Here is an 18,207-nt window from a genome sequence, read left to right on the forward strand (position 1 = left end):
GCGACCATAACGACCACATGCCGCCAATGGCCAAGAACAAGTTTCCGCAAGGGCTCCCGACGCGCCAGCAGGTGCTGGACTTCATCGCACAATCGGACGAGCCTGCGGGCAAGCGCGAGATTGCCAAGGCTTTTGGCCTGAAAGGCACCGAGAAGATCGCGCTGAAGACGCTGCTCAAGGACATGGCCGAGGAAGGCCTGATCGATGGCAACCGCAGCGCCTTCCACGCGATGGGCGGCGTGCCGCGCGTTACAGTGCTGCGCATTGTCGAAATCGACGAGGGCGAACCGGTCGCCATCCCCGACAGCTGGCAGCCTGAGGACGCAAGCCCGCCGCCGCGCCTGCGCGTGGTGGAGCCGCGGGGCAAGGCGCGGGAGCGCGGCCCGGCGCTTCGGGTGGGCGACCGCATTCTGGCGCGCACCGAGGAAGCGGGGAAGGGCTGGCTCGCCCATCCGATGAAGAAGCTCCAGGGCGGCGAAGAGCAGTTGATGGGCGTCGTCGAAGTGGACGGCGCCGGCAAGGGCTGGCTCGCGCCGGTCGACAAGCGCGTGCGCAATGCCGTGCCGATCTCGGACCTTGGCGGAGCCGAGGCGGGGCAACTGGTGCTGGCCGAGCCTGCCGGGCGTTCGCCACGCTCGGGCATGAAGGTTGTGGCAGTGCTCGGCGATCCTCTGGCGCCGCGTGCGTTCAGCCTGATCGCGATCCACAAGCACGGCATTCCGTTCGTGTTCCCCGAAGCCGCGATCCGCGAGGCCGAGGACGCAGCGAAATTGCCGCTGAGCGAAGACAAGCGCGAGGACCTGCGGCACCTGCCGATCGTGGCGATCGACCCGGCCGATGCGCGCGACCATGACGACGCCATCTGGGCCGAGCCGGACGGGCAGGGCGGCTTCAACGCTCTCGTCGCGATTGCTGACGTCAGCTTTTATGTCCGCCCAGGCGGGCAGACCGACCGCGAGGCGCGCAAGCGCGGCAACTCGGTCTACTTCCCCGACCGCGTCGTGCCGATGCTGCCCGAAGTGCTGTCGGCGGACGTCTGTTCGCTGAAATCGGGCGCTGACCGCGCGGCAATGGCCTGCCACATGTCGATCGACAGCGAGGGCCGGATCAAGGACTGGCGCTTTACCCGTGCGATCGTGCGGATCGCCGAAGTGATCGCCTACGAAGAAGCGCAGCGGCGCATCGATGCGGGTGAAGCCGAGGCGCATCTTGCCAACTTGTGGGACGCGTGGCGACTGCTGGAAAAGGCGCGAAATGCACGCGATCCGCTGAACCTCGAACTGCCCGAGCGCCGCGTGGTGCTCGACGAACAGGGCAAGATCGCAGAGATCGCGATTCGCGAACGGCTTGATGCGCATCGCGTGGTCGAGGACTTCATGATCGCGGCCAACGTTGCGGCGGCCAAGGCGCTGGAAGCGAAGGTCGCGCCGGTGGTCTATCGCATTCACGAACCGCCGAGCCGCGAGAAGCTGGTGGCGCTGAAGGACTATCTGGCGACATTCGATCGCAAGCTTTCGCTGGGGCAGGTCATCACGCCTTCGCTATTCAACCGCATGCTCAAGGACATCGCCGACGAGGCGGAGAAGGCGCTGATCATGGAGGCGGTGCTGCGCAGCCAGACGCAGGCTTATTATGGCCCGCGCAATGCCGGGCACTTCGGCCTCAGTCTCGGGTCTTACGCTCACTTCACCTCGCCGATCCGGCGGTATTCCGACCTGCTGGTGCATCGCGCGCTGGTTGATGCTTATGGGCTGGAGCAGCCGCGGCCCAAGGCCGACCTGCCGCCGACGTCGGGCTTGTCCGACCGCGACCGGGGCGACCTGGCGCGCGTGTCCGAAGCCATCAGCAATGCCGAACGCCGTGCGATGGAGGCCGAGCGCGACACCATCGACCGCTACGTCGCGGCCTGGCTTTCGGGCAAGGTCGGTGAGGTCTTCGATACGCGAATCACTGGCGTCCAGAAGTTTGGCCTGTTCGCCACGATCATCGGCCTGGGTGGCGATGGCCTCGTGCCAGTCTCCACGCTGGGGGCGGAGCGCTTCAACTATGACGAGAAGGCGCAACGCCTGATCGGGGAGTTGAGCGGCGAGGAATTTGCCATGGGCCAGATCCTCAAGCTGCGCCTTGCCGAGGCCAACCCGCTGACCGGCGCTCTCAAGTTCGAGCCGGTGGACGTGGCCGAGGGCGTGCAGCGGATCGAACGTCGCGGGGGCAAGATGGAACACAAGCCCAAGCGGCAGGGAAACTACATCGCCGGCAAGCGCGGCCGCCCATCGAACATCCGGCACCAGGGCAAGCGCAAATGATCAGCTGAAGCGGTCGATTTCCTCGTCCGAGATCGCGCCGGGGACGATCATCAGCGGGCAGGGCAGCTGGCCGGCAATTCCGGCGAAGTGGCTGACCAGTGGCCCGGGATTGCCGCCTCCGGCTGCGCCCAGCACCAGCGCGGAGACTTCCGGGTGCTCGCCCAGGTATTCGCGCACCACTTTCGGGCCATCGCCCATGCGTACCGAGATTTGCGGAGAAAGGCCTGACTCGCTGGCAAGACTTCCGGCAGCGGTCATGGCGAGCACTTCGGCGCGATCGCGCGCTTCCTCCTCGATCGTGGCCTGTACTCCGCCGAACGCAACGAACTGCTGCTGCGGCACCAGGGCAAGAATGTGGACAGTGCCATCGGTGCGCACCGCGCGCCTTGCCGCGAAGCGCAAGGCGCCCTTGGCTTCGTCAGTCTCGTCCATGATGACCAGATATATGCGCTGCGACATGGCGAATTGTCCTCTCGACGCACACGTATCGGCAAATTCGTATGCGGCGCAAGCGGCAAGCCACTTGACCCGACGCGCCAGACTGGTGAAATGGGCCTGACAAAAGATGCAGGGGTGGTTTCCGCTACGACCCCTTCGCTTTATTGCCATCAGGACACGGAAAAACACGCCCATGCCCATCGCCATCAAGATGCCCGCCCTCTCCCCCACCATGGAAGAGGGGACGCTTTCGAAGTGGCTGGTGAAGGTGGGCGACAAGGTCTCCTCTGGCGACATCATGGCCGAGATCGAGACCGACAAGGCCACGATGGAGTTCGAGGCTGTCGATGAAGGCACGATCGTTTCGATCGACGTTGCCGAGGGTGCCGAAGGCGTGAAGGTCGGCACCGTGATCGCGATGATCGCGGGCGAGGACGAAGACGCCAGCGCGCCCGCGCCGGTTGCAAAGCCTGCCGAACCTGCACCTGCTGCCAAGGCCGAAGCAGCATCTGCGCCCGCAGCCGCGCCTGCTCCGGTCGTTGCCGCAGCGCCCGCTCCGAAAGGTGACCGCGTGATCGCCAGCCCGCTGGCCAAGCGCATCGCCGCGGACAAGGGCATCGATCTTGCCGGTGTGGCCGGTTCGGGCCCCAACGGCCGCATTGTTCGCGCCGACGTCGAAGGTGCGAAGCCCGCCGCTGCCGCGCCTGCTACCGCTGCACCCGCCGCCGCTGCAGCACCGGCAGCAGCGCCTGCCGCGGCTCCGGCTCCTGCAGCCGTGCCCGATTTCGGCATTCCGTACGAGGCAACCAAGCTCAACAACGTGCGCAAGACGATCGCTCGCCGCCTGACCGAGGCGAAGCAGACGATCCCGCACATCTACCTCACCGTCGACATCCAGCTCGATGCCCTGCTCAAGTTGCGCGGCCAGCTCAACAAGGCGCTCGAGGCGCAGGGCGTGAAGCTCTCGGTCAACGACCTGATCATCAAGGCTCTGGCCAAGGCGCTGGTGCAGGTGCCCAAGTGCAACGTCAGCTTCGCGGGCGACGAACTGCGCACTTACAGCCGCGCCGATATCTCGGTTGCCGTCGCTGCGCCTTCGGGTCTGATCACGCCGATCATCGTCGATGCCGGCAACAAGTCGATCTCGGCCATCGCCACGGAAATGAAAGCACTGGCCGGCAAGGCGCGTGAAGGCAAGCTGCAGCCGCACGAGTATCAGGGCGGCACGGCTTCGCTGTCCAACCTCGGCATGTTCGGGATCAAGAGCTTCGACGCGGTGATCAACCCGCCGCAAGCAATGATCATGGCTGTCGGCGCGGGCGAACAGCGCCCTTACGTGATCGACGGCGCGCTGGGCATCGCCACGGTCATGTCGGCCACCGGCAGCTTCGACCATCGTGCCATCGATGGTGCCGACGGTGCCGAGCTGATGCAGGCGTTCAAGAACCTGATCGAGAACCCGCTGGGTCTGGTGGCCTGAGCCTGATCGCCTGAAACAAGTCGCAGGGGTGCAATGATGGCCGATCCGCTACCACAGGGCGAACCGGCCATCCGCATCACGGCGATGCCAGCTGATGCGAACCCCGCCGGCGATATCTTTGGCGGATGGCTCATGGCGCAGATGGACATGGCGGCAGGCATTGTTGCGGCACGAAGGGCCAAGGGCCGCGCTGCCACGATTGCCGTGGAGGGCATGACTTTCCATCACCCGGTCCATGTGGGTGACGAGGTCTCGGTCTATGCCTCTCTTGCCAAGGCGGGACGCACTTCGATGACCATCGATGTGGAAACCTGGCGCCGCGCGCGGACCGGCGAAGACCGCCAGAAGGTGACCCAAGCACGATTCTTCTTCGTCGCCATCGACGACGAACGCAAACCGCGGCCCTTGCCGCAGACAGACTGACAGGAGCATTTGCGTGGCTGACCAATACGACGTCATCGTCCTCGGATCGGGCCCCGGCGGCTATGTCGCGGCGATCCGCTGCGCGCAGCTTGGCCTGAAGACCGCCATTGTCGAACGCGAGAACCTCGGCGGCATCTGCCTTAACTGGGGGTGCATCCCGACCAAGGCGCTGCTGCGTTCGGCCGAAGTGCTCAATCACATGAAGCACGCCGCTGCCTATGGTCTCGCTGCCGACAATATTCGCGCCGATCTCGATGCGGTGGTCAAGCGCTCGCGCGGCGTGGCCAAGCAGCTCAATCAGGGCGTGACGCACCTGATGAAGAAGAACAAGATCACCGTGCACATGGGCAATGGTGTCCTGAAGTCGGCAACCTCGGTCGAGGTTACCGGTGAGAAGGGCACGGAAGTAATCTCGGCCAAGCATGTGATCGTCGCCACCGGCGCCCGCGCGCGCGATTTGCCGTTCGCCAAGGCCGATGGCGAGCGGGTGTGGACTTATCGCCACGCTATGACGCCCAAGCAGATGCCGACCAAGCTGCTGGTCATCGGGTCGGGCGCCATTGGCATCGAATTTGCCAGCTTCTACAATGACATGGGTGCCGAAGTTACGGTCGTCGAGATGATGGACCGCGTGGTTCCCGTGGAAGATGCTGACGTTTCGGCCTTCCTCGAAAAGGCGCTGACCAAGCAGGGCATGAAGATCATGACCGGCGCGGGCGTCGAGAGCCTTGCCGTCTCAGGATCGGGCGTGAAGGCGAAGATCAAGGGCAAGGACGGCAAGGTTGCCGAGGCCGACTACAGCCATGTCATCGTCGCCGTCGGCATCGTGCCGAACACCGAGAACATCGGGCTTGAGACCGTGGGCGTGAAGGCCGAACGCGGCATCATCGCCATCGACGGCTATGGCCGCACCAATGTGAAGGGCCTCTGGGCCATCGGCGATGTCACGCCGGGTCCATGGCTGGCGCACAAGGCGAGCCACGAAGGCGTGATCGCCGCCGAAGCCATTGCCGCCGAACTCGGCAACAAGGACGTCCATCCCCATCCGATGGACCGCGCCAACATTCCGGGCTGCACCTACTGCCACCCCCAGATCGCCAGCGTCGGCCTGACCGAAGCGAAAGCCAAGGAAGCCGGTTACGAACTGAAGGTCGGGACTTTCCCGTTCATCGGCAACGGCAAGGCCATCGCGCTGGGTGAGCCGGAAGGCTTCGTGAAGACCGTGTTCGACGCCAAGACCGGCGAACTTCTGGGCGCCCACATGATCGGCGCGGAAGTGACCGAGATGATCCAGGGCTACGTCGTCGGCAAGACGCTCGAGACGACCGAAGCCGAACTGATGCACACCGTCTTCCCGCACCCGACGATCAGCGAATCGATGCACGAAAGCGTCCTCGCTGCATACGGGCGCGCGATCCACATCTGAGGGTCCGCAACGGGCAAGAAAAAGGGGGCGCGGACAGGTCATCTGCCCGCGCCCCCTTTTTGTGTTCGAGCGAAACTTCAGCTGGCAGGTGTGGCCACTGGCGCCGTTGCCGCCGGAGCAGCCACCGGCGTCGACACCAAAGTGCCCGCCACAACCCGCGCGGCGGAATCCGGAACCGTGAATGTCAAAGGCTCAGCGGTGCGCCCACGCAATTGCTGCCCGTTTACAATCGTTGCCGAGCGTCCTGTCACGAATGCGGAAAACACCCCGACGGCGACGGCCGTGCCAACGGTTGCACCGGTGTTTCCTTCGCCTTCCTGGCGATGATTGCCCGTCAGCGAAACGCGCTTGCCACCCAGATCGAGCCAATCGAACGACACTTCCATCTTGCCCGACTTGCCGAATGCCCCTTGTTGGTCATCCAGGTGACAGTGCCTTCGCCCATGGTACCCTTGGGAATCACCACATACCCGTCCTGCATCACATCGAACATGGTCGAGAGACGGAACTTGTACCCTTCCTTGAGCTGCTTGCCCTTGGTGGTCAGCGTATCGTTCGGAGTGATCACCACTTCAGAGTTCGGCGGAAGGATGATCTGCCGCATGACGGGTGCTGCCGGAGCCGACGGCATTACGACTGCTGCCGGCGCAGCTGTCGTTTCTTGAGCCAATACTGGGCTCTGCGCAGCCGCGAGTAGCGCGACCACGCCAAATACTTTACGATGCATCTGAATTTCCTTCCCTGTTGCCCAATCTCGGACGTTCCACATGAGCAACACAAAGACAAGATCAGAAATGGAGTAATCTACTAACCATCGGAACACTCTTCCCGCTGGAGATTTTCCATGCCGAGGAGAGAGTTCAATGGAATTCGAGATCGAAGAACCCCTGAATCCGCTGCCTTGGGAAGCAGAATTGCACCGTCAGACGGTGAAGCCCGGTCACTCGGTCGACCGCAACGACATGACCATGAAGGCGCTCGAAATACCGGAATCGGAGGAAGAGTAATGGCGGACAGGGTGGGATTCGAACCCACGGTGAGCTTCCACCCACGGCGGTTTTCAAGACCGCTGCCTTAAACCACTCGGCCACCTGTCCGCACGGCTAGCATTACCTGATGGCGATGCTGGCTCGGCTCGCCGTTAGCGGGTTTGGCGTCGGTCGCAAAGGGGATTCCCATCCATGGTGTTCCGTGCGACATCGGTTTCATGATGTTTCTGAAGAATGCGAAGGCGATCCGGGCGTTTGGCGTGGCTGCCATGGCGCTGTTGGCGGTAGGCCCCGCCGCCGGGCAGGTCGATGAGGAAGAGGCGGGCTTTCAGGGGTATCTGCAGCTTCTTGCCGCGCGCGGACGCGCCGAAGGTGTGCGCGAATCGACAATCGCGGCAATGACTTCCGGCCTCACTCTCAACCAGCGTGTGATCCAGCTTGACCGCGCGCAGCCGGGATCTTCCTCGGGCACCATACCGGCGTTTGAGCCTTACCGTCGGCAGCATGTCGATTCGGCACGCATCCTGCGCGGGCGGCGACAATACGCTGCCGCGGCCGGTCAGATCGGCGGGATCGAACGACAATACGGCGTCCCCGGTCCGGTCCTCATGGCAATCTGGGGGCATGAAACCGACTACGGCGGTTATACCGGCAATTTCGATTTGCCGCGTGCGCTGGCAAGTCTCGCTTACGAAGGACGGCGGCGGGAGCTGTTTGCCGACGAATTCGTCGCGGCGATGAAGATGGTCGATCGCGGCGTGCCGCGCTCGAAGCTGGTCGGCAGCTGGGCAGGGGCCTTCGGCAATCCGCAATTCCTGCCGTCGGTCTATCTCCGCGTGGCGCAAGACGGCGATGGCGATGGTTTTGCCGACATCTGGAACAACCGCACCGATACGCTGGCTTCGATTGCAAATTACTTTCGCGATGCCGGTTGGCGCCCGGGCCAGCCCTGGGGCGTTGCCGTCAGCGTGCCGGATGGGCTTGATCGCGCCAGCCTCGGCACCACGTTGAAAAGCCCACGCTGCCCGCGCGTGTTTGATCGGCACACCGGATGGAAGACAATGGCTGAATGGCGCGCGCTCGGCATAGTGCCCCGCGCCGGAAACTGGCCCGCCGACAATGTCATGGCCAGCTTGCTCGAACCCGATGGGCGCGGGCGGACGGCCTATCTGCTAACCGGAAATTATAGGGTTATCCTCGATTACAACTGCTCGAACTTTTACGCCCTGTCCGTAGGACTTCTTGCAGATGAGATATCCCGTTAACCGTTTCGCGCTTGTCGCCACGCTGCTGCTGACCGCCTGCGGTAGCGCGAATGCCGGTGTTTCAAGGGCTTCAGGCGCTTCGATGGCCGGGCCGGCGGGCGACTACCCGATGGTGTTGGGCGCGCCTTTCGAGGTTGAAGGTGTGACCTACACCCCGGCAGACACGCTGAACTACGATTCGGTGGGTTATGCCCAGATGTCAGGCGGGGACGGCGTATCAGGCGCACACCGCACGCTGCCTTTGCCGAGCTATGTCGAAGTGACCTCGCTTGAAACCGGCCGGACCATTCTTGTTCGCCTTACCGAGCGCGGGCCGATGACCGGCAGCGATCTGGTCGCGCTGTCCGCAGGAGCATGGTCGCAACTGGGCGCCGCGCCAGGCAGCCGTCTGCCGGTGCGTGTCAGGCGCGTAAATCCGCCCGAAGCAGAACGCGCCTTGCTCCGGACCGGTGGCGAGGCTCCGGCCCGGATGGACACACCCTCCGGCCTGCTCGCGGCCTTGAAGCGCAAATTGGGTATCGCACCCGTCCCGCCGGTGGCAGCCGGGCCTTCCGTGTCGACCGTGCCGGCTGCCGTGTCCGCACCCGTACCGGCTCCGAAGGAAGTAAAAGCGCCAGCCAAACCCGCGCCGAGAGCTGAGGCACCCAAACAGGCACCGAAGACTGCGGCGCGCGGGCCGACAAAGGCGTATTACATCCAGGTCGGGGCCTATTCGACGAAAGCCCGGGCCGAAGCGGCCGCCAAGGCCACCGGCGGCGCGGCCTCTCCCACCGGCAACTTGTGGCGCGTACGCACAGGGCCGCACAAGGATCGTGGACAAGCCGATGCGGCGCTGGCGAAGGTTCGCGCGGGCGGCTATGCCGATGCAAGGGTCGTGACCGCGCCTTGATCCCGGGCGCAGGGACGACCGGCAGAGTCCGGGGAATGCACTTGCGCTTGAAGGTTGTAACGGTTGGCTTGTCGATGGTGCTGGCGGGCTTGCCTGCGCAGGCCGCTGCCCCGAGGCGGCCCCAAAACCGGTCAGCCTCGATCCTCTTGCCACAATGCCGCGGATCGATGCGCCGATCGCCCTGATGCTCGATGTCGGTTCTGGCCGCGTGCTCTATGCCCGTGATCCGCACCGGCGCTTCGTGCCGGCATCGATCACCAAGATCATGACCAGCTATGTCGCTTTCGATCTGATTTCGAAGGGCAAACTGCGTCTCGACCAGCGCATTCCGATCCGCCCGGAAACATTCCGCAAGTGGCGCAACGTTGGCAGCACGATGTTCCTGCCCGCCGAGGCACAGCCGACCGTTGCCGAACTGATCGAGGGCATCGTTACGGTCTCGGCCAATGATGCCTGTGTCGTCCTGGCAGAAGGCGCGACGGGATCGGTCCCGGCATTTACAGCGCTGATGAACGCAGCCGCAGCCGAACTTGGCATGCGCGACAGCCACTTCAACACCCCCAATGGCTGGATGGACGAAGGCGAGACTTATGTGACCGCCGCCGATCTTGCCACCCTGAGCGGCGCGTTGATGACGCGGTTTCCCGATCTCTATCGTCGCTTCTACGGTCACTCGGAGATGACCTGGAACGGGATCACGCAGCCCAACCACAATCCTCTCTACGGCCACACCGAAGGGGCGGACGGGGTCAAGACCGGTTTCACCAACGAGGCGGGCTATGGCTTCGTTGGTTCCGCGCAGCGCCACGGGCGCCGTCTGGTGATGGTGCTTGGAGGGTATGACCGTCCGATTGACCGCACCAACCAATCGCGCGCCTTCATCGAATGGGGCTTTGCAGCGTGGGACGCCAAGGCGCTCTATCGCCGCGGCGCCAATGTTGGCACGGCGGTGGTCCAGGGCGGGGAGGCACGAGAGGTCACGCTGGTCGCCCCGCACGATCTCAGCCTGACCATGCCCAAGGGGACCACGAGTAACTACACGCTCTCGGTGCGCTACAAGGGGCCTCTGAAGGCTCCGATCCGCAAAGGCGAGACTGTCGCCAGCCTGCTGGTGCGCGTACCGGGCGAGGCGGTGCACGTGCTGCCGCTTGTTGCCGGATCGGATGTGCCACGCGGCGGCGTGCTGGCGCGGCTGCGTAATGGTGCGCTGGGACTGGTTGGGCTGTGACCGGGCTGCCGGGACAGTTCATTGCCCTTGAAGGCGGCGAAGGCGTCGGCAAATCGACGCAAGGCCGCATGCTGGCCGACGCCTTGCGCGCCCGGGGGCTTGAGGTCGTGACGACGCGAGAGCCTGGTGGGACGCCGGGCGCCGAGGCCATCCGCGCAATGCTGCTCAGCACCGAGGGGGAGGGGTGGGGCGCCCGCGCCGAGGCTCTGCTCTTTGCCGCCGCCCGCGCTGATCACGTCGAGAAGCTCATCCGCCCGGCCATCGCGCGCGGAGCGTGGGTGATCTGCGACCGCTTCGTCGACAGCAGCCGCGCTTATCAGGGCGGAGGCGGCGGGCTTTCAGACGCGGAAGTTCTCGACCTTCACCGCATCGGCAGCGGGGGCCTGTTGCCGGACCTGACCGTCCTGCTCACCGTGCCGCCTGAGGTGTCGGCGCAGCGCCTCGCCTTGCGCGATGGCGGTACGGGTGACCGTATCGAAAGCCGCGGCGCGGCCTATCATGCGCGCGTGGCCGAGGCGTTCCGCAGCTTCGCCGTGCAGGCGCCGGACCGCTTCGCCGAGATCGATGCCGTGGGATCACCCGCAGACGTCCATTCACGGATCATGGCCCGGCTTGCAGGCTTGCTGCCATGAGCGAGCGCATGATCGGGCATGACGGACCTTGGCGTATCTGGCGCGCGGCCATTGGCGGCGAACGGATGCATCATGGCTGGATCCTCGCCGGGCGCGAGGGTCTCGGCAAGGCAAGCTTTGCGCGCGCAGCGGCTGCAGAGCTTGTTGCCGAACCCGGAGTGCCGCAACCGCCGGTTGAAGCGCATCCCGACATCCTGACCCTTGCCCAGCTTCCGGCCAACGACGACGAGGCCAAGAAGCGCGATGAGGGCAAGCCCTACCAGTTGAAACGCAGTATCTCGGTCGATCAGGTGCGCGGCCTGCAACGCAGGCTGACTACCCGGCCGACGCTGGGACGCAGGCGCGCGGTCATCATCGATTCGGCAGACTTGCTCGAGAAGAGCGCCGTCAACGCCTTGCTCAAGAGCCTTGAAGAACCGCCGGTTGGCACCTTCTTCCTGCTTGTTGTCCATGCGCTCGGACGGCTTTTGCCAACTGTGCGGTCGCGCTGCACGGTCGTGCGGTTCCATCCCCTTTCGCCGGTTGAAGTAGCCCGTGCCCTGGACGACGCTGCGCCAGAGCTTGATGCTGAAACCCGCAAAGGTGCGCTAGCTGTCGCGGGGGCTCACCCGGTGCGGCACTGGCCTTTGCCGCGCAGGACCTGGGCAAGGCGCAGGCCTTGTTCGCGCGGATCGTCGAACAGGGCGATCCTGACCTTTCGCTGCGGGGCGCGCTTGCAGGTGCTTTGGGCACAAGGCCCGATCGTGAGCGGATTGCCGCTGCGATCGAGGCCGCGCGGATGACCGTCGTCGGCGCGCTCGATCACGCAGACGATGCCGCGAAGGTGCGCCTTGTCGAAACGCATGCGCGTCTGGTCAGGCTGGCCGGGGAAGCACCGATCTACAACTTCGATCCGGCAATGCTTACCATGGAAATCGGCTCCTTGCTGGCATCGGCCGCGCCGACTAGGGAAGGCGCGCGATAAGCCTTTCAGATTCCTTTTGAGAAAGCGACCGGCCCGATGGGCGAACCCTTCTACATCACCACCGCCATTTCCTACCCCAACGGCAAGCCGCACATCGGCCACGCTTACGAAGCGATTGCCGCTGACGTCATCGCGCGTTTCCAGCGGGCGATGGGGCGTGACGTGCGCTTCCAGACGGGCACCGACGAGCACGGCCTGAAGATGGCGCAGAAGGCGCGTGATCTGGGCGTGTCGCCGCGTGAGCTTTCTGACGAAATGTCTTCATATTTCATCAAGATGTGTGACGAACTCAACGTTTCGTATGACGTCTTTATCCGGACCACGGAAGAGCGTCACCACGCTTCAGTGCAAGAGTTGTGGCGGCGCATGGAAGCCAGCGGCGATCTCTATCTTGATCGCTACGAAGGCTGGTACTCGGTCCGCGACGAGGCCTTCTACGACGAGAGCGAACTGGTCGCTGGGGAAGGGGGTGAGAAGCTCTCGCCGCAGGGAACACCGGTCGAATGGACGGTCGAGGAATCCTGGTTCTTCCGCCTGTCCAGGTATGCCGAGCCGCTGCTGAAGCTCTACAACGAAAACCCGCAGTTCATCCAACCGGACAGCCGTCGCAACGAAGTCATGCGCTTCGTGGAAGGGGGCTTGCGCGATCTATCGGTCTCGCGCACCAGCTTCGACTGGGGCGTGAAGGTGCCGGGCAGCGACGGCCACGTGATGTACGTATGGGTCGATGCGTTGACCAACTACATCACCGGCCTCGGTTTCCCCGAGGAATCGGGCGACTTCGCAAGGTATTGGCCGGCAAACCTCCACCTGATCGGCAAGGACATCGTCCGGTTTCACACGGTCTACTGGCCGGCTTTCCTGATGAGCGCGAACATCGCCCTGCCCAGGCAGGTCTTCGGCCATGGCTTCCTGCTCAATCGCGGGCAGAAGGAATCCAAGTCGCTTGGCAACGTCACCGATCCGCTCGAACTGGCAGAGCGTTTCGGCGTCGATCCGCTGCGCTATTTCCTGATGCGCGAAGTGGCGTTCGGGCAGGACGGGTCGTACTCACCAGAAGCGATCGTCACGCGTTGCAACGCCGAACTTGCCAACAGCTACGGCAACCTCGTTCAACGCACACTATCCATGATTTTCAAGAATATGGACGGCACGCTTGAGAAGTTTGCGAGCGCCGAAGCAGACGACGCTCTGCTCGCTACCGTGTTCACCGCCTGCCGCGAAGAACTGCCGCGCGAATTCGAAGCGCTGAACTTCTCTACCGGTATCGATGCGTGGATGCGCGCCGTCTTCGCCTGCAATGCCTACGTGGACGAGCAAGCGCCTTGGGCTCTGCGCAAGACCGATCCGGAACGAATGAAGGCGGTGCTGCTTACCCTGTTCATGGCCATCAGGGATCTGACAATCGCGATTGCGCCGGTCGTCCCAGCCGCTGCTGCCAAGGTCCTCGACCAGCTTGGCGTGCCCGGTGACGCTCGTGGATTTGCGGCACTGACCGATGCAGATTGGTACGTGGCGCGCGTGGCCACAGGTGAAAAGCTCGCACAACCGGTGCCGGCGTTCCCGCGCCTCGAATTGCCCGAAGAGCCTGCCTCGGCATGATGCTGATCGATTCACACTGCCATCTCAACTACAAGGGCCTGGTCGAAGATCAGGCCGAGGTTCTCGGGCGCGCGCGAGAGACGGGCGTGCGCGGATTTCTCAACATCTCGACCCGCCAGCGCGAATGGGCCGACATCGTCGCCACGGCCGAGCGTGAGAGCGATGTCTGGGCCAGTATCGGCATCCATCCGCACGAGGCCGATGGTCATGCCGATCTGGGCGAGGCCGCGCTTCTGGAAGCCGCTGCGCACCCGCGCGTGATCGGCATCGGCGAGACCGGGCTCGACTACTATTACGACCATTCGGACCGGCAAGTTCAGCAGGACCTGTTCCGGGTCCACATTCGCGTGTCCCGAGAAACCGGCCTGCCACTGATCATCCACACGCGCGATGCCGAGGACGACACGACGCGGATCATCGAGGAAGAAATGGGGAAGGGGGCCTTCCCCGCCCTGATCCACTGCTTCACCGCATCCGCGCCATTTGCCGCCAGAATGCTGGAACTTGGCCTGTCGATCTCGCTTTCCGGTATCGTAACTTTCAAGAATGCCAAGGACTTGCAGGTGATTGCAGCCAATCTGCCTGAAGATCGCATTCTGGTCGAAACCGATGCGCCGTTCCTTGCGCCAGTGCCGCACCGGGGCAAGACCTGCGAGCCGGCGTTCGTCTCCGACACATGCGCATTCGTTGCCGGCCTGCGAGGCACGTCACAGGAAGCCCTGGCGGATCGCACCGGCGCCAACTTCTTCAAGCTTTTCAGCAAGGCCAGCCTGTGAAGCTGACGATCCTCGGGTCCGGCACATCGACGGGCGTGCCGCGCATCGGCAACGATTGGGGCGAATGCGATCCGAACGAGCCGAGAAACCGGCGCACCCGCGTCGCCATCATCGTCGAGGGCGACGACGGCAGCAGGTTGCTTGTCGACACGCCGACCGACCTGCGGCAGCAGTTCCTGAGCTGCGGCATAGATCGCGTTGACGGTGTGCTATGGACCCACGATCACGCCGACCACTGCCATGGTATCGATGACCTCAGACCGCTGCGTTACGGTCGCGGCGGCCCCATTCCGGGCTATGCGGCAAGCGAGACTGTCCGCCGCCTGCGCCAGCGCTTCGGTTACGTGTTTGCCGGGCAGCACGGCTATCACACCATTGTCGAACTCGATAACCTTGACCGGGTTCGCATGTTGAGCGGCATTGGTATTGGACACTGCCAGATGCCGCACGGTCCGGCGCAATCTACGGCCTTTCGCTTCGATCAGGCAGGCAAAACAATCGGTTACGCCACGGACTTCAGCGAGATTACCAGCGAGATGATCGACCTGTTCTACAAGGTCGACATTCTGGTCGTCGATTGCCTGAGGCGGCAACCGCATCCGACGCATTCGCATCTCGGCATGGCTCTGGAACTGATCGAAGCGACCAGAGCCGGACATGGCATCCTGACACATCTCGACAAGTCGATGGATTACCGGACACTGTGTGCCGAAACGCCTGACCACGTCGAACCTGCTTACGACGGGCTCGAAGTAAACCTCTAAGGCGGTGCGGCATGGACAGTTACGATACAGTGCGCATCATCGGCATATCCATGGCGCTGGTCCTGGCCATTGCTAATTTCAAAGGCCGTGAGATCGGACTGTCCGACGGGCTGAGGATGGCGGCATTATGGGCCTTTCTCTTTATCGTGGGGGCTCTGATATTTACCGTGTTGAGGTGGTGACGACACAACCCAGTGCAGCCTTAGTTTACATAATCATTATTATCAAATCTAATCTGACAGGTCGGGCGCCGTCCCGACCCAAGTCAACAGAACCGGGAAATGACCATGAGCGCAGCTTCCACGCCAAATCTTTTGCGTCTTCTCGCCATCATGGCGCGCCTGCGTGATCCGGCGCGCGGTTGCGAATGGGATTGCGCGCAGACTTTCGCAACGATCGCACCGTACACGATCGAGGAAGCCTACGAAGTCGATGACGCCATTGCCCGCGGCGACATGGTTGGATTGAAGGAAGAACTTGGCGACCTGCTGCTCCAGGTCGTGTTTCACGCGCGGATGGCCGAAGAGCTCGGCCTGTTCTCGTTTGACGACGTTGCCGCTGCGATCTCGGCAAAGATGGAAGCGCGGCATCCCCATGTCTTCGGAGATGAGACTGACGAAGGTCAATCGCGTGAGGATCGCTGGGAAAGCGCCAAGGCCGCTGAACGTTCGTCAAAGGGTGCGACCAGCGCCATGGACGGCGTTGCACTGGCGCTTCCAGCACTCATGCGGGCTGAAAAGCTGCAAAAGCGGGCTGTCAGGCAAGGCTTCGACTGGCCCGATCCCTCCGGCGCGGCGGCTAAGGTTTATGAAGAAATACAGGAACTTGCTGATGCATCCTCAGACGCAGAGCGCGTTGCGGAAGCCGGTGACCTGCTTTTCGCTGCGGTCAACCTCGCGCGCAAGCATGGCGTCGCACCCGAGGAAGCGCTGCGCCAGGCGAACGCCAAGTTTGAGCGGCGCTTCAGGGGCATGGAGCAACTGGCCGAGGGCCGCTTTGCGCAGCTGACCCTCGACCAGCAAGAAGAACTCTGGCAGTCCGTAAAAGCCTCAGAGCGCGGTGAAACGGCCTAGTTCACGCTGGGTCAATCGCACCTTGATGCGCAGCGCCGGCTCGCCTTCGGCAGTCTCCGCCTCGGCTTCCTCCTGAATATCACCATGGGCGTGGAGCCAAGCCAGACGCTGTCCATCCGACAGCGGAATGGTGAACTCCAGCGTTTGCGCTCCGCCCGTCAGCATCTGGCCGAGTTGCTCAAGCAGGGCTTCGACGCCCGCACCAGTCAGCGCGGAAATGGGCACCACCGGAACCTCGGCAATCCGCGCCGAGATCAGGTCCTGCCGCATAGCTTGCTCTTCAGCGGTGAGCAGGTCCCATTTGTTCCATGCCTCGACGATGGGAATTTTCGAGCCCCCTTCCCCGATCACATCAAGGTCGGCGAGGATCTGCTCGACCTCCGCCTTCTGATCCGCCGTTGCCGGATTGGACACGTCGCGCACATGCACGATAACGTCCGCCGCAGTGACTTCCTCAAGCGTTGCGCGGAAAGCCGCCACAAGCTGCGTTGGCAGTTCGGAAATGAAACCCACGGTGTCCGACAGGATGGCCTTTTCGACGCCCGGCAGCCGGATGGCGCGCATCGTCGGATCAAGCGTGGCGAACAGCAGGTCTTCCGCCATGACGTCAGCGCCGGTCAGGCGGTTGAACAGCGTGGACTTCCCGGCGTTGGTGTAGCCGACCAGCGCAATCACTGGCCAAGGTGCGCGCTGGCGCCGCTCGCGATGGAGCCCGCGCGTGCGCCGCACCTGATCGAGCTCCTTGCGCAGCCGCGCCATGCGCCCGCGGATCTGGCGACGGTCCGCCTCGATCTGGGTTTCACCCGGCCCCCCCAGGAATCCGAAGCCACCGCGCTGACGCTCAAGGTGGGTCCATGACCGCACGAGCCGCCCCGCCTGGTAATCGAGATGCGCCAGCTCGACCTGCAGCCGGCCTTCGGCGGTTGCCGCACGCTCGCCAAAGATTTCGAGGATCAGGCCCGTCCGGTCGATGACCTTGCGCTTGAGCTTTTCCTCGAGGTTGCGCTGCTGGATCGCCGAAAGCGAACCGTCAACGATGACCAACTCGGCGTCTGACAGGTTGCAGGCCACGCCGATGCGTTCGACCTGCCCTTCACCGAACAGGGTCGCAGGACGGACGGCACGGATCGGCAGGATGAAGGCATCGACCACTTCGATGCCGATGGCACGAGCGAGGCCCTGCCCTTCTTCAAGGCGGCTTTCCGCATCGGTACCAAGTCCCCCTCCCCGCTGCTTGATATCGGGGAGGACGACAACGGCGCGCGCGCCACGGGTGACTTCACCGGCAATCTCGCCGGTGTTGTTGCCAAATTCAAAAGTACTCAGGAATCCTCACCATCCCAGTCGCCGGTGAGATCAACATGACCGGCAGGCTGAATTGTCGAAACGGCATGCTTGTAGGCGAGTTGGACGTAGCCTTCGCGCTCGAGCAGCATGCAGAAGAGATCATAAGACGCGACCTTGCCCTGCAGCATGACGCCGTTCACCAGGAACATCGTCACCTGCACGCCGGAATCGCGCACGCTGGACAGGAACACTTCCTGCAGCAGGCGGGCCTTCTTGCCGTTTTCCTCACCACCCGTCTGGAAGTGCGCAACCGAAAGCTGCTGCCCGGGCATGATCGTCGAGATCGCGTGCTTGTAGACCAGCTGCGACTGGCCATCGCGGCGCAGCAGAATCGAGAAGTTGTCGAACCACGTGACGATGCCCTGCAGCTTGACACCCTTCACGAGGAACATCGTGACGGGGATCTTGTTCTTGCGCAGGTGGTTGAGGAAAAGGTCCTGAAGGTTCTGCCCCTTGCCACCACTCGGGCCGGTTACGGGCGCCGAAGTCTCCACAACGGGAGCGGGTTCGGGCTTGGGCCGAGGGCGGGCAGACAAGGTCTTTCCGGTCATTTCACGTGACTCCGTTTTCTATTGGCTCAGCCCTGCGGGGGCTTTCGCGATCTG

General features: G+C 63.5%; 21 protein-coding genes and 1 tRNA gene. 16 read left to right on the forward strand and 6 right to left on the reverse strand.

Annotated features, from left to right (window positions below; all coding sequences use genetic code 11):
* Positions 1–26 precede the first annotated feature (26 nt).
* Entirely contained in the window at positions 27–2,306 is a 2,280-nt protein-coding gene (locus C7W88_RS13270) for a ribonuclease R family protein (protein ID WP_118074770.1), read from the forward strand.
* On the opposite strand, the gene C7W88_RS13275 is transcribed toward C7W88_RS13270, so the two are convergent.
* The gene (locus tag C7W88_RS13275; protein WP_039332326.1) at positions 2,307–2,765 is read right to left on the reverse strand and encodes a universal stress protein; all 459 of its coding nucleotides are present in this window, start codon (positions 2,763–2,765) and stop codon (positions 2,307–2,309) included.
* Between the two features lie 172 nt (positions 2,766–2,937).
* Between C7W88_RS13275 and C7W88_RS13280 the strand changes: the two genes are divergently transcribed.
* From C7W88_RS13280 to lpdA, 3 genes are read left to right on the forward strand one after another with little or no spacing between them, the layout of a single operon-like run.
* Positions 2,938–4,224, forward strand: coding sequence for a pyruvate dehydrogenase complex dihydrolipoamide acetyltransferase (locus C7W88_RS13280; protein WP_118073896.1), 1,287 nt, complete (start codon positions 2,938–2,940; stop codon positions 4,222–4,224).
* A gap of 36 nt (positions 4,225–4,260) precedes the next feature.
* Positions 4,261–4,647: an acyl-CoA thioesterase gene (locus C7W88_RS13285; RefSeq protein WP_039332329.1), complete on the forward strand. Its 387-nt coding sequence runs from the start codon at positions 4,261–4,263 to the stop codon at positions 4,645–4,647.
* A 13-nt stretch (positions 4,648–4,660) separates the two neighbouring features.
* Positions 4,661–6,073 (forward strand): dihydrolipoyl dehydrogenase, encoded by a 1,413-nt coding sequence (gene lpdA, locus C7W88_RS13290; RefSeq protein ID WP_118073897.1) that lies wholly within the window; start codon positions 4,661–4,663, stop codon positions 6,071–6,073.
* A gap of 77 nt (positions 6,074–6,150) precedes the next feature.
* Here lpdA and C7W88_RS13295 read toward each other — a convergent pair whose 3' ends face one another.
* Complete coding sequence (locus C7W88_RS13295) at positions 6,151–6,459, reverse strand: hypothetical protein (protein WP_118073898.1); 309 nt, start codon at positions 6,457–6,459, stop codon at positions 6,151–6,153.
* Positions 6,408–6,677: a hypothetical protein gene (locus C7W88_RS13300; protein WP_118073899.1), complete on the reverse strand. Its 270-nt coding sequence runs from the start codon at positions 6,675–6,677 to the stop codon at positions 6,408–6,410. Before C7W88_RS13300 ends, C7W88_RS13295 begins: the two co-directional genes overlap by 52 nt.
* A 259-nt stretch (positions 6,678–6,936) precedes the next feature.
* On the opposite strand from C7W88_RS13300, the gene C7W88_RS22745 reads away from it, so the two are divergent.
* Complete coding sequence (locus tag C7W88_RS22745) at positions 6,937–7,080, forward strand: hypothetical protein (protein WP_162896054.1); 144 nt, start codon at positions 6,937–6,939, stop codon at positions 7,078–7,080.
* Here the strand turns inward: C7W88_RS22745 and C7W88_RS13305 are convergent.
* Positions 7,081–7,170, reverse strand: a tRNA-Ser gene (locus C7W88_RS13305). It lies immediately after the preceding gene.
* Positions 7,171–7,283: 113 nt separating this feature from the next.
* Here C7W88_RS13305 and C7W88_RS13310 point away from each other — a divergent pair.
* The 11 genes from C7W88_RS13310 to mazG all read left to right on the forward strand — a co-directional run bounded on the left by C7W88_RS13310 (position 7,284) and on the right by mazG (position 16,255).
* Entirely contained in the window at positions 7,284–8,327 is a 1,044-nt protein-coding gene (locus C7W88_RS13310) for a lytic transglycosylase domain-containing protein (RefSeq protein ID WP_370073242.1), read from the forward strand.
* A complete protein-coding gene (locus C7W88_RS13315) occupies positions 8,311–9,216 on the forward strand; it encodes an SPOR domain-containing protein (RefSeq protein WP_118073901.1) in 906 nt (301 codons plus the stop codon). Before C7W88_RS13310 ends, C7W88_RS13315 begins: the two co-directional genes overlap by 17 nt.
* Before the next feature lie 154 nt (positions 9,217–9,370).
* Complete coding sequence (locus C7W88_RS13320; protein ID WP_118073902.1) at positions 9,371–10,444, forward strand: D-alanyl-D-alanine carboxypeptidase family protein; 1,074 nt, start codon at positions 9,371–9,373, stop codon at positions 10,442–10,444.
* The gene (gene tmk / locus C7W88_RS13325; protein WP_118073903.1) at positions 10,441–11,076 is read left to right on the forward strand and encodes a dTMP kinase; all 636 of its coding nucleotides are present in this window, start codon (positions 10,441–10,443) and stop codon (positions 11,074–11,076) included. Before C7W88_RS13320 ends, tmk begins: the two co-directional genes overlap by 4 nt.
* Positions 11,073–11,858: a hypothetical protein gene (locus C7W88_RS13330; RefSeq protein WP_370073136.1), complete on the forward strand. Its 786-nt coding sequence runs from the start codon at positions 11,073–11,075 to the stop codon at positions 11,856–11,858. Before tmk ends, C7W88_RS13330 begins: the two co-directional genes overlap by 4 nt.
* Positions 11,855–12,040 (forward strand): hypothetical protein, encoded by a 186-nt coding sequence (locus tag C7W88_RS24810; protein WP_370073137.1) that lies wholly within the window; start codon positions 11,855–11,857, stop codon positions 12,038–12,040. The genes C7W88_RS13330 and C7W88_RS24810 overlap by 4 nt, the downstream gene beginning before the upstream one ends.
* 36 nt (positions 12,041–12,076) lie before the next feature.
* The gene (gene metG / locus C7W88_RS13335; RefSeq protein WP_118073904.1) at positions 12,077–13,642 is read left to right on the forward strand and encodes a methionine--tRNA ligase; all 1,566 of its coding nucleotides are present in this window, start codon (positions 12,077–12,079) and stop codon (positions 13,640–13,642) included.
* Positions 13,642–14,418, forward strand: coding sequence for a TatD family hydrolase (locus tag C7W88_RS13340; protein WP_118074771.1), 777 nt, complete (start codon positions 13,642–13,644; stop codon positions 14,416–14,418). The genes metG and C7W88_RS13340 overlap by 1 nt, the downstream gene beginning before the upstream one ends.
* Entirely contained in the window at positions 14,415–15,182 is a 768-nt protein-coding gene (locus C7W88_RS13345) for an MBL fold metallo-hydrolase (protein WP_118073905.1), read from the forward strand. The genes C7W88_RS13340 and C7W88_RS13345 overlap by 4 nt, the downstream gene beginning before the upstream one ends.
* Before the next feature lie 11 nt (positions 15,183–15,193).
* Complete coding sequence (locus C7W88_RS22750; RefSeq protein ID WP_162896055.1) at positions 15,194–15,364, forward strand: hypothetical protein; 171 nt, start codon at positions 15,194–15,196, stop codon at positions 15,362–15,364.
* A gap of 105 nt (positions 15,365–15,469) precedes the next feature.
* Entirely contained in the window at positions 15,470–16,255 is a 786-nt protein-coding gene (mazG, locus tag C7W88_RS13350) for a nucleoside triphosphate pyrophosphohydrolase (protein WP_118073906.1), read from the forward strand.
* On the opposite strand, the gene hflX is transcribed toward mazG, so the two are convergent.
* Both hflX and hfq read right to left on the reverse strand, forming a co-directional pair.
* A complete protein-coding gene (hflX, locus tag C7W88_RS13355) occupies positions 16,232–17,581 on the reverse strand; it encodes a GTPase HflX (protein ID WP_118073907.1) in 1,350 nt (449 codons plus the stop codon). The genes mazG and hflX overlap by 24 nt on opposite strands.
* Positions 17,578–18,153, reverse strand: coding sequence for an RNA chaperone Hfq (gene hfq / locus C7W88_RS13360; protein ID WP_205525184.1), 576 nt, complete (start codon positions 18,151–18,153; stop codon positions 17,578–17,580). Before hfq ends, hflX begins: the two co-directional genes overlap by 4 nt.
* Positions 18,154–18,207 lie beyond the last annotated feature (54 nt).

It is taken from the genome of Novosphingobium sp. THN1, assembly GCF_003454795.1.
GTDB lineage: Bacteria > Pseudomonadota > Alphaproteobacteria > Sphingomonadales > Sphingomonadaceae > Novosphingobium.

Coding starts and splice junctions, on each gene's coding strand:
- C7W88_RS13300 (WP_118073899.1), bottom strand. CDS start 6,677: ATGCGGCAGATCATCCTTCCGCCGAACTCTGAAGTGGTGATCACTCCG.
- hfq (WP_205525184.1), bottom strand. CDS start 18,153: ATGACCGGAAAGACCTTGTCTGCCCGCCCTCGGCCCAAGCCCGAACCC.
- C7W88_RS24810 (WP_370073137.1), top strand. CDS start 11,855: ATGACCGTCGTCGGCGCGCTCGATCACGCAGACGATGCCGCGAAGGTG.
- C7W88_RS13330 (WP_370073136.1), top strand. CDS start 11,073: ATGAGCGAGCGCATGATCGGGCATGACGGACCTTGGCGTATCTGGCGC.
- C7W88_RS13285 (WP_039332329.1), top strand. CDS start 4,261: ATGGCCGATCCGCTACCACAGGGCGAACCGGCCATCCGCATCACGGCG.
- C7W88_RS13320 (WP_118073902.1), top strand. CDS start 9,371: ATGCCGCGGATCGATGCGCCGATCGCCCTGATGCTCGATGTCGGTTCT.
- C7W88_RS22750 (WP_162896055.1), top strand. CDS start 15,194: ATGGACAGTTACGATACAGTGCGCATCATCGGCATATCCATGGCGCTG.
- C7W88_RS13275 (WP_039332326.1), bottom strand. CDS start 2,765: ATGTCGCAGCGCATATATCTGGTCATCATGGACGAGACTGACGAAGCC.
- C7W88_RS13295 (WP_118073898.1), bottom strand. CDS start 6,459: ATGGAAGTGTCGTTCGATTGGCTCGATCTGGGTGGCAAGCGCGTTTCG.
- C7W88_RS22745 (WP_162896054.1), top strand. CDS start 6,937: ATGGAATTCGAGATCGAAGAACCCCTGAATCCGCTGCCTTGGGAAGCA.
- C7W88_RS13270 (WP_118074770.1), top strand. CDS start 27: ATGGCCAAGAACAAGTTTCCGCAAGGGCTCCCGACGCGCCAGCAGGTG.
- C7W88_RS13310 (WP_370073242.1), top strand. CDS start 7,284: ATGTTTCTGAAGAATGCGAAGGCGATCCGGGCGTTTGGCGTGGCTGCC.
- C7W88_RS13340 (WP_118074771.1), top strand. CDS start 13,642: ATGCTGATCGATTCACACTGCCATCTCAACTACAAGGGCCTGGTCGAA.
- mazG (WP_118073906.1), top strand. CDS start 15,470: ATGAGCGCAGCTTCCACGCCAAATCTTTTGCGTCTTCTCGCCATCATG.
- metG (WP_118073904.1), top strand. CDS start 12,077: ATGGGCGAACCCTTCTACATCACCACCGCCATTTCCTACCCCAACGGC.
- C7W88_RS13280 (WP_118073896.1), top strand. CDS start 2,938: ATGCCCATCGCCATCAAGATGCCCGCCCTCTCCCCCACCATGGAAGAG.
- C7W88_RS13315 (WP_118073901.1), top strand. CDS start 8,311: ATGAGATATCCCGTTAACCGTTTCGCGCTTGTCGCCACGCTGCTGCTG.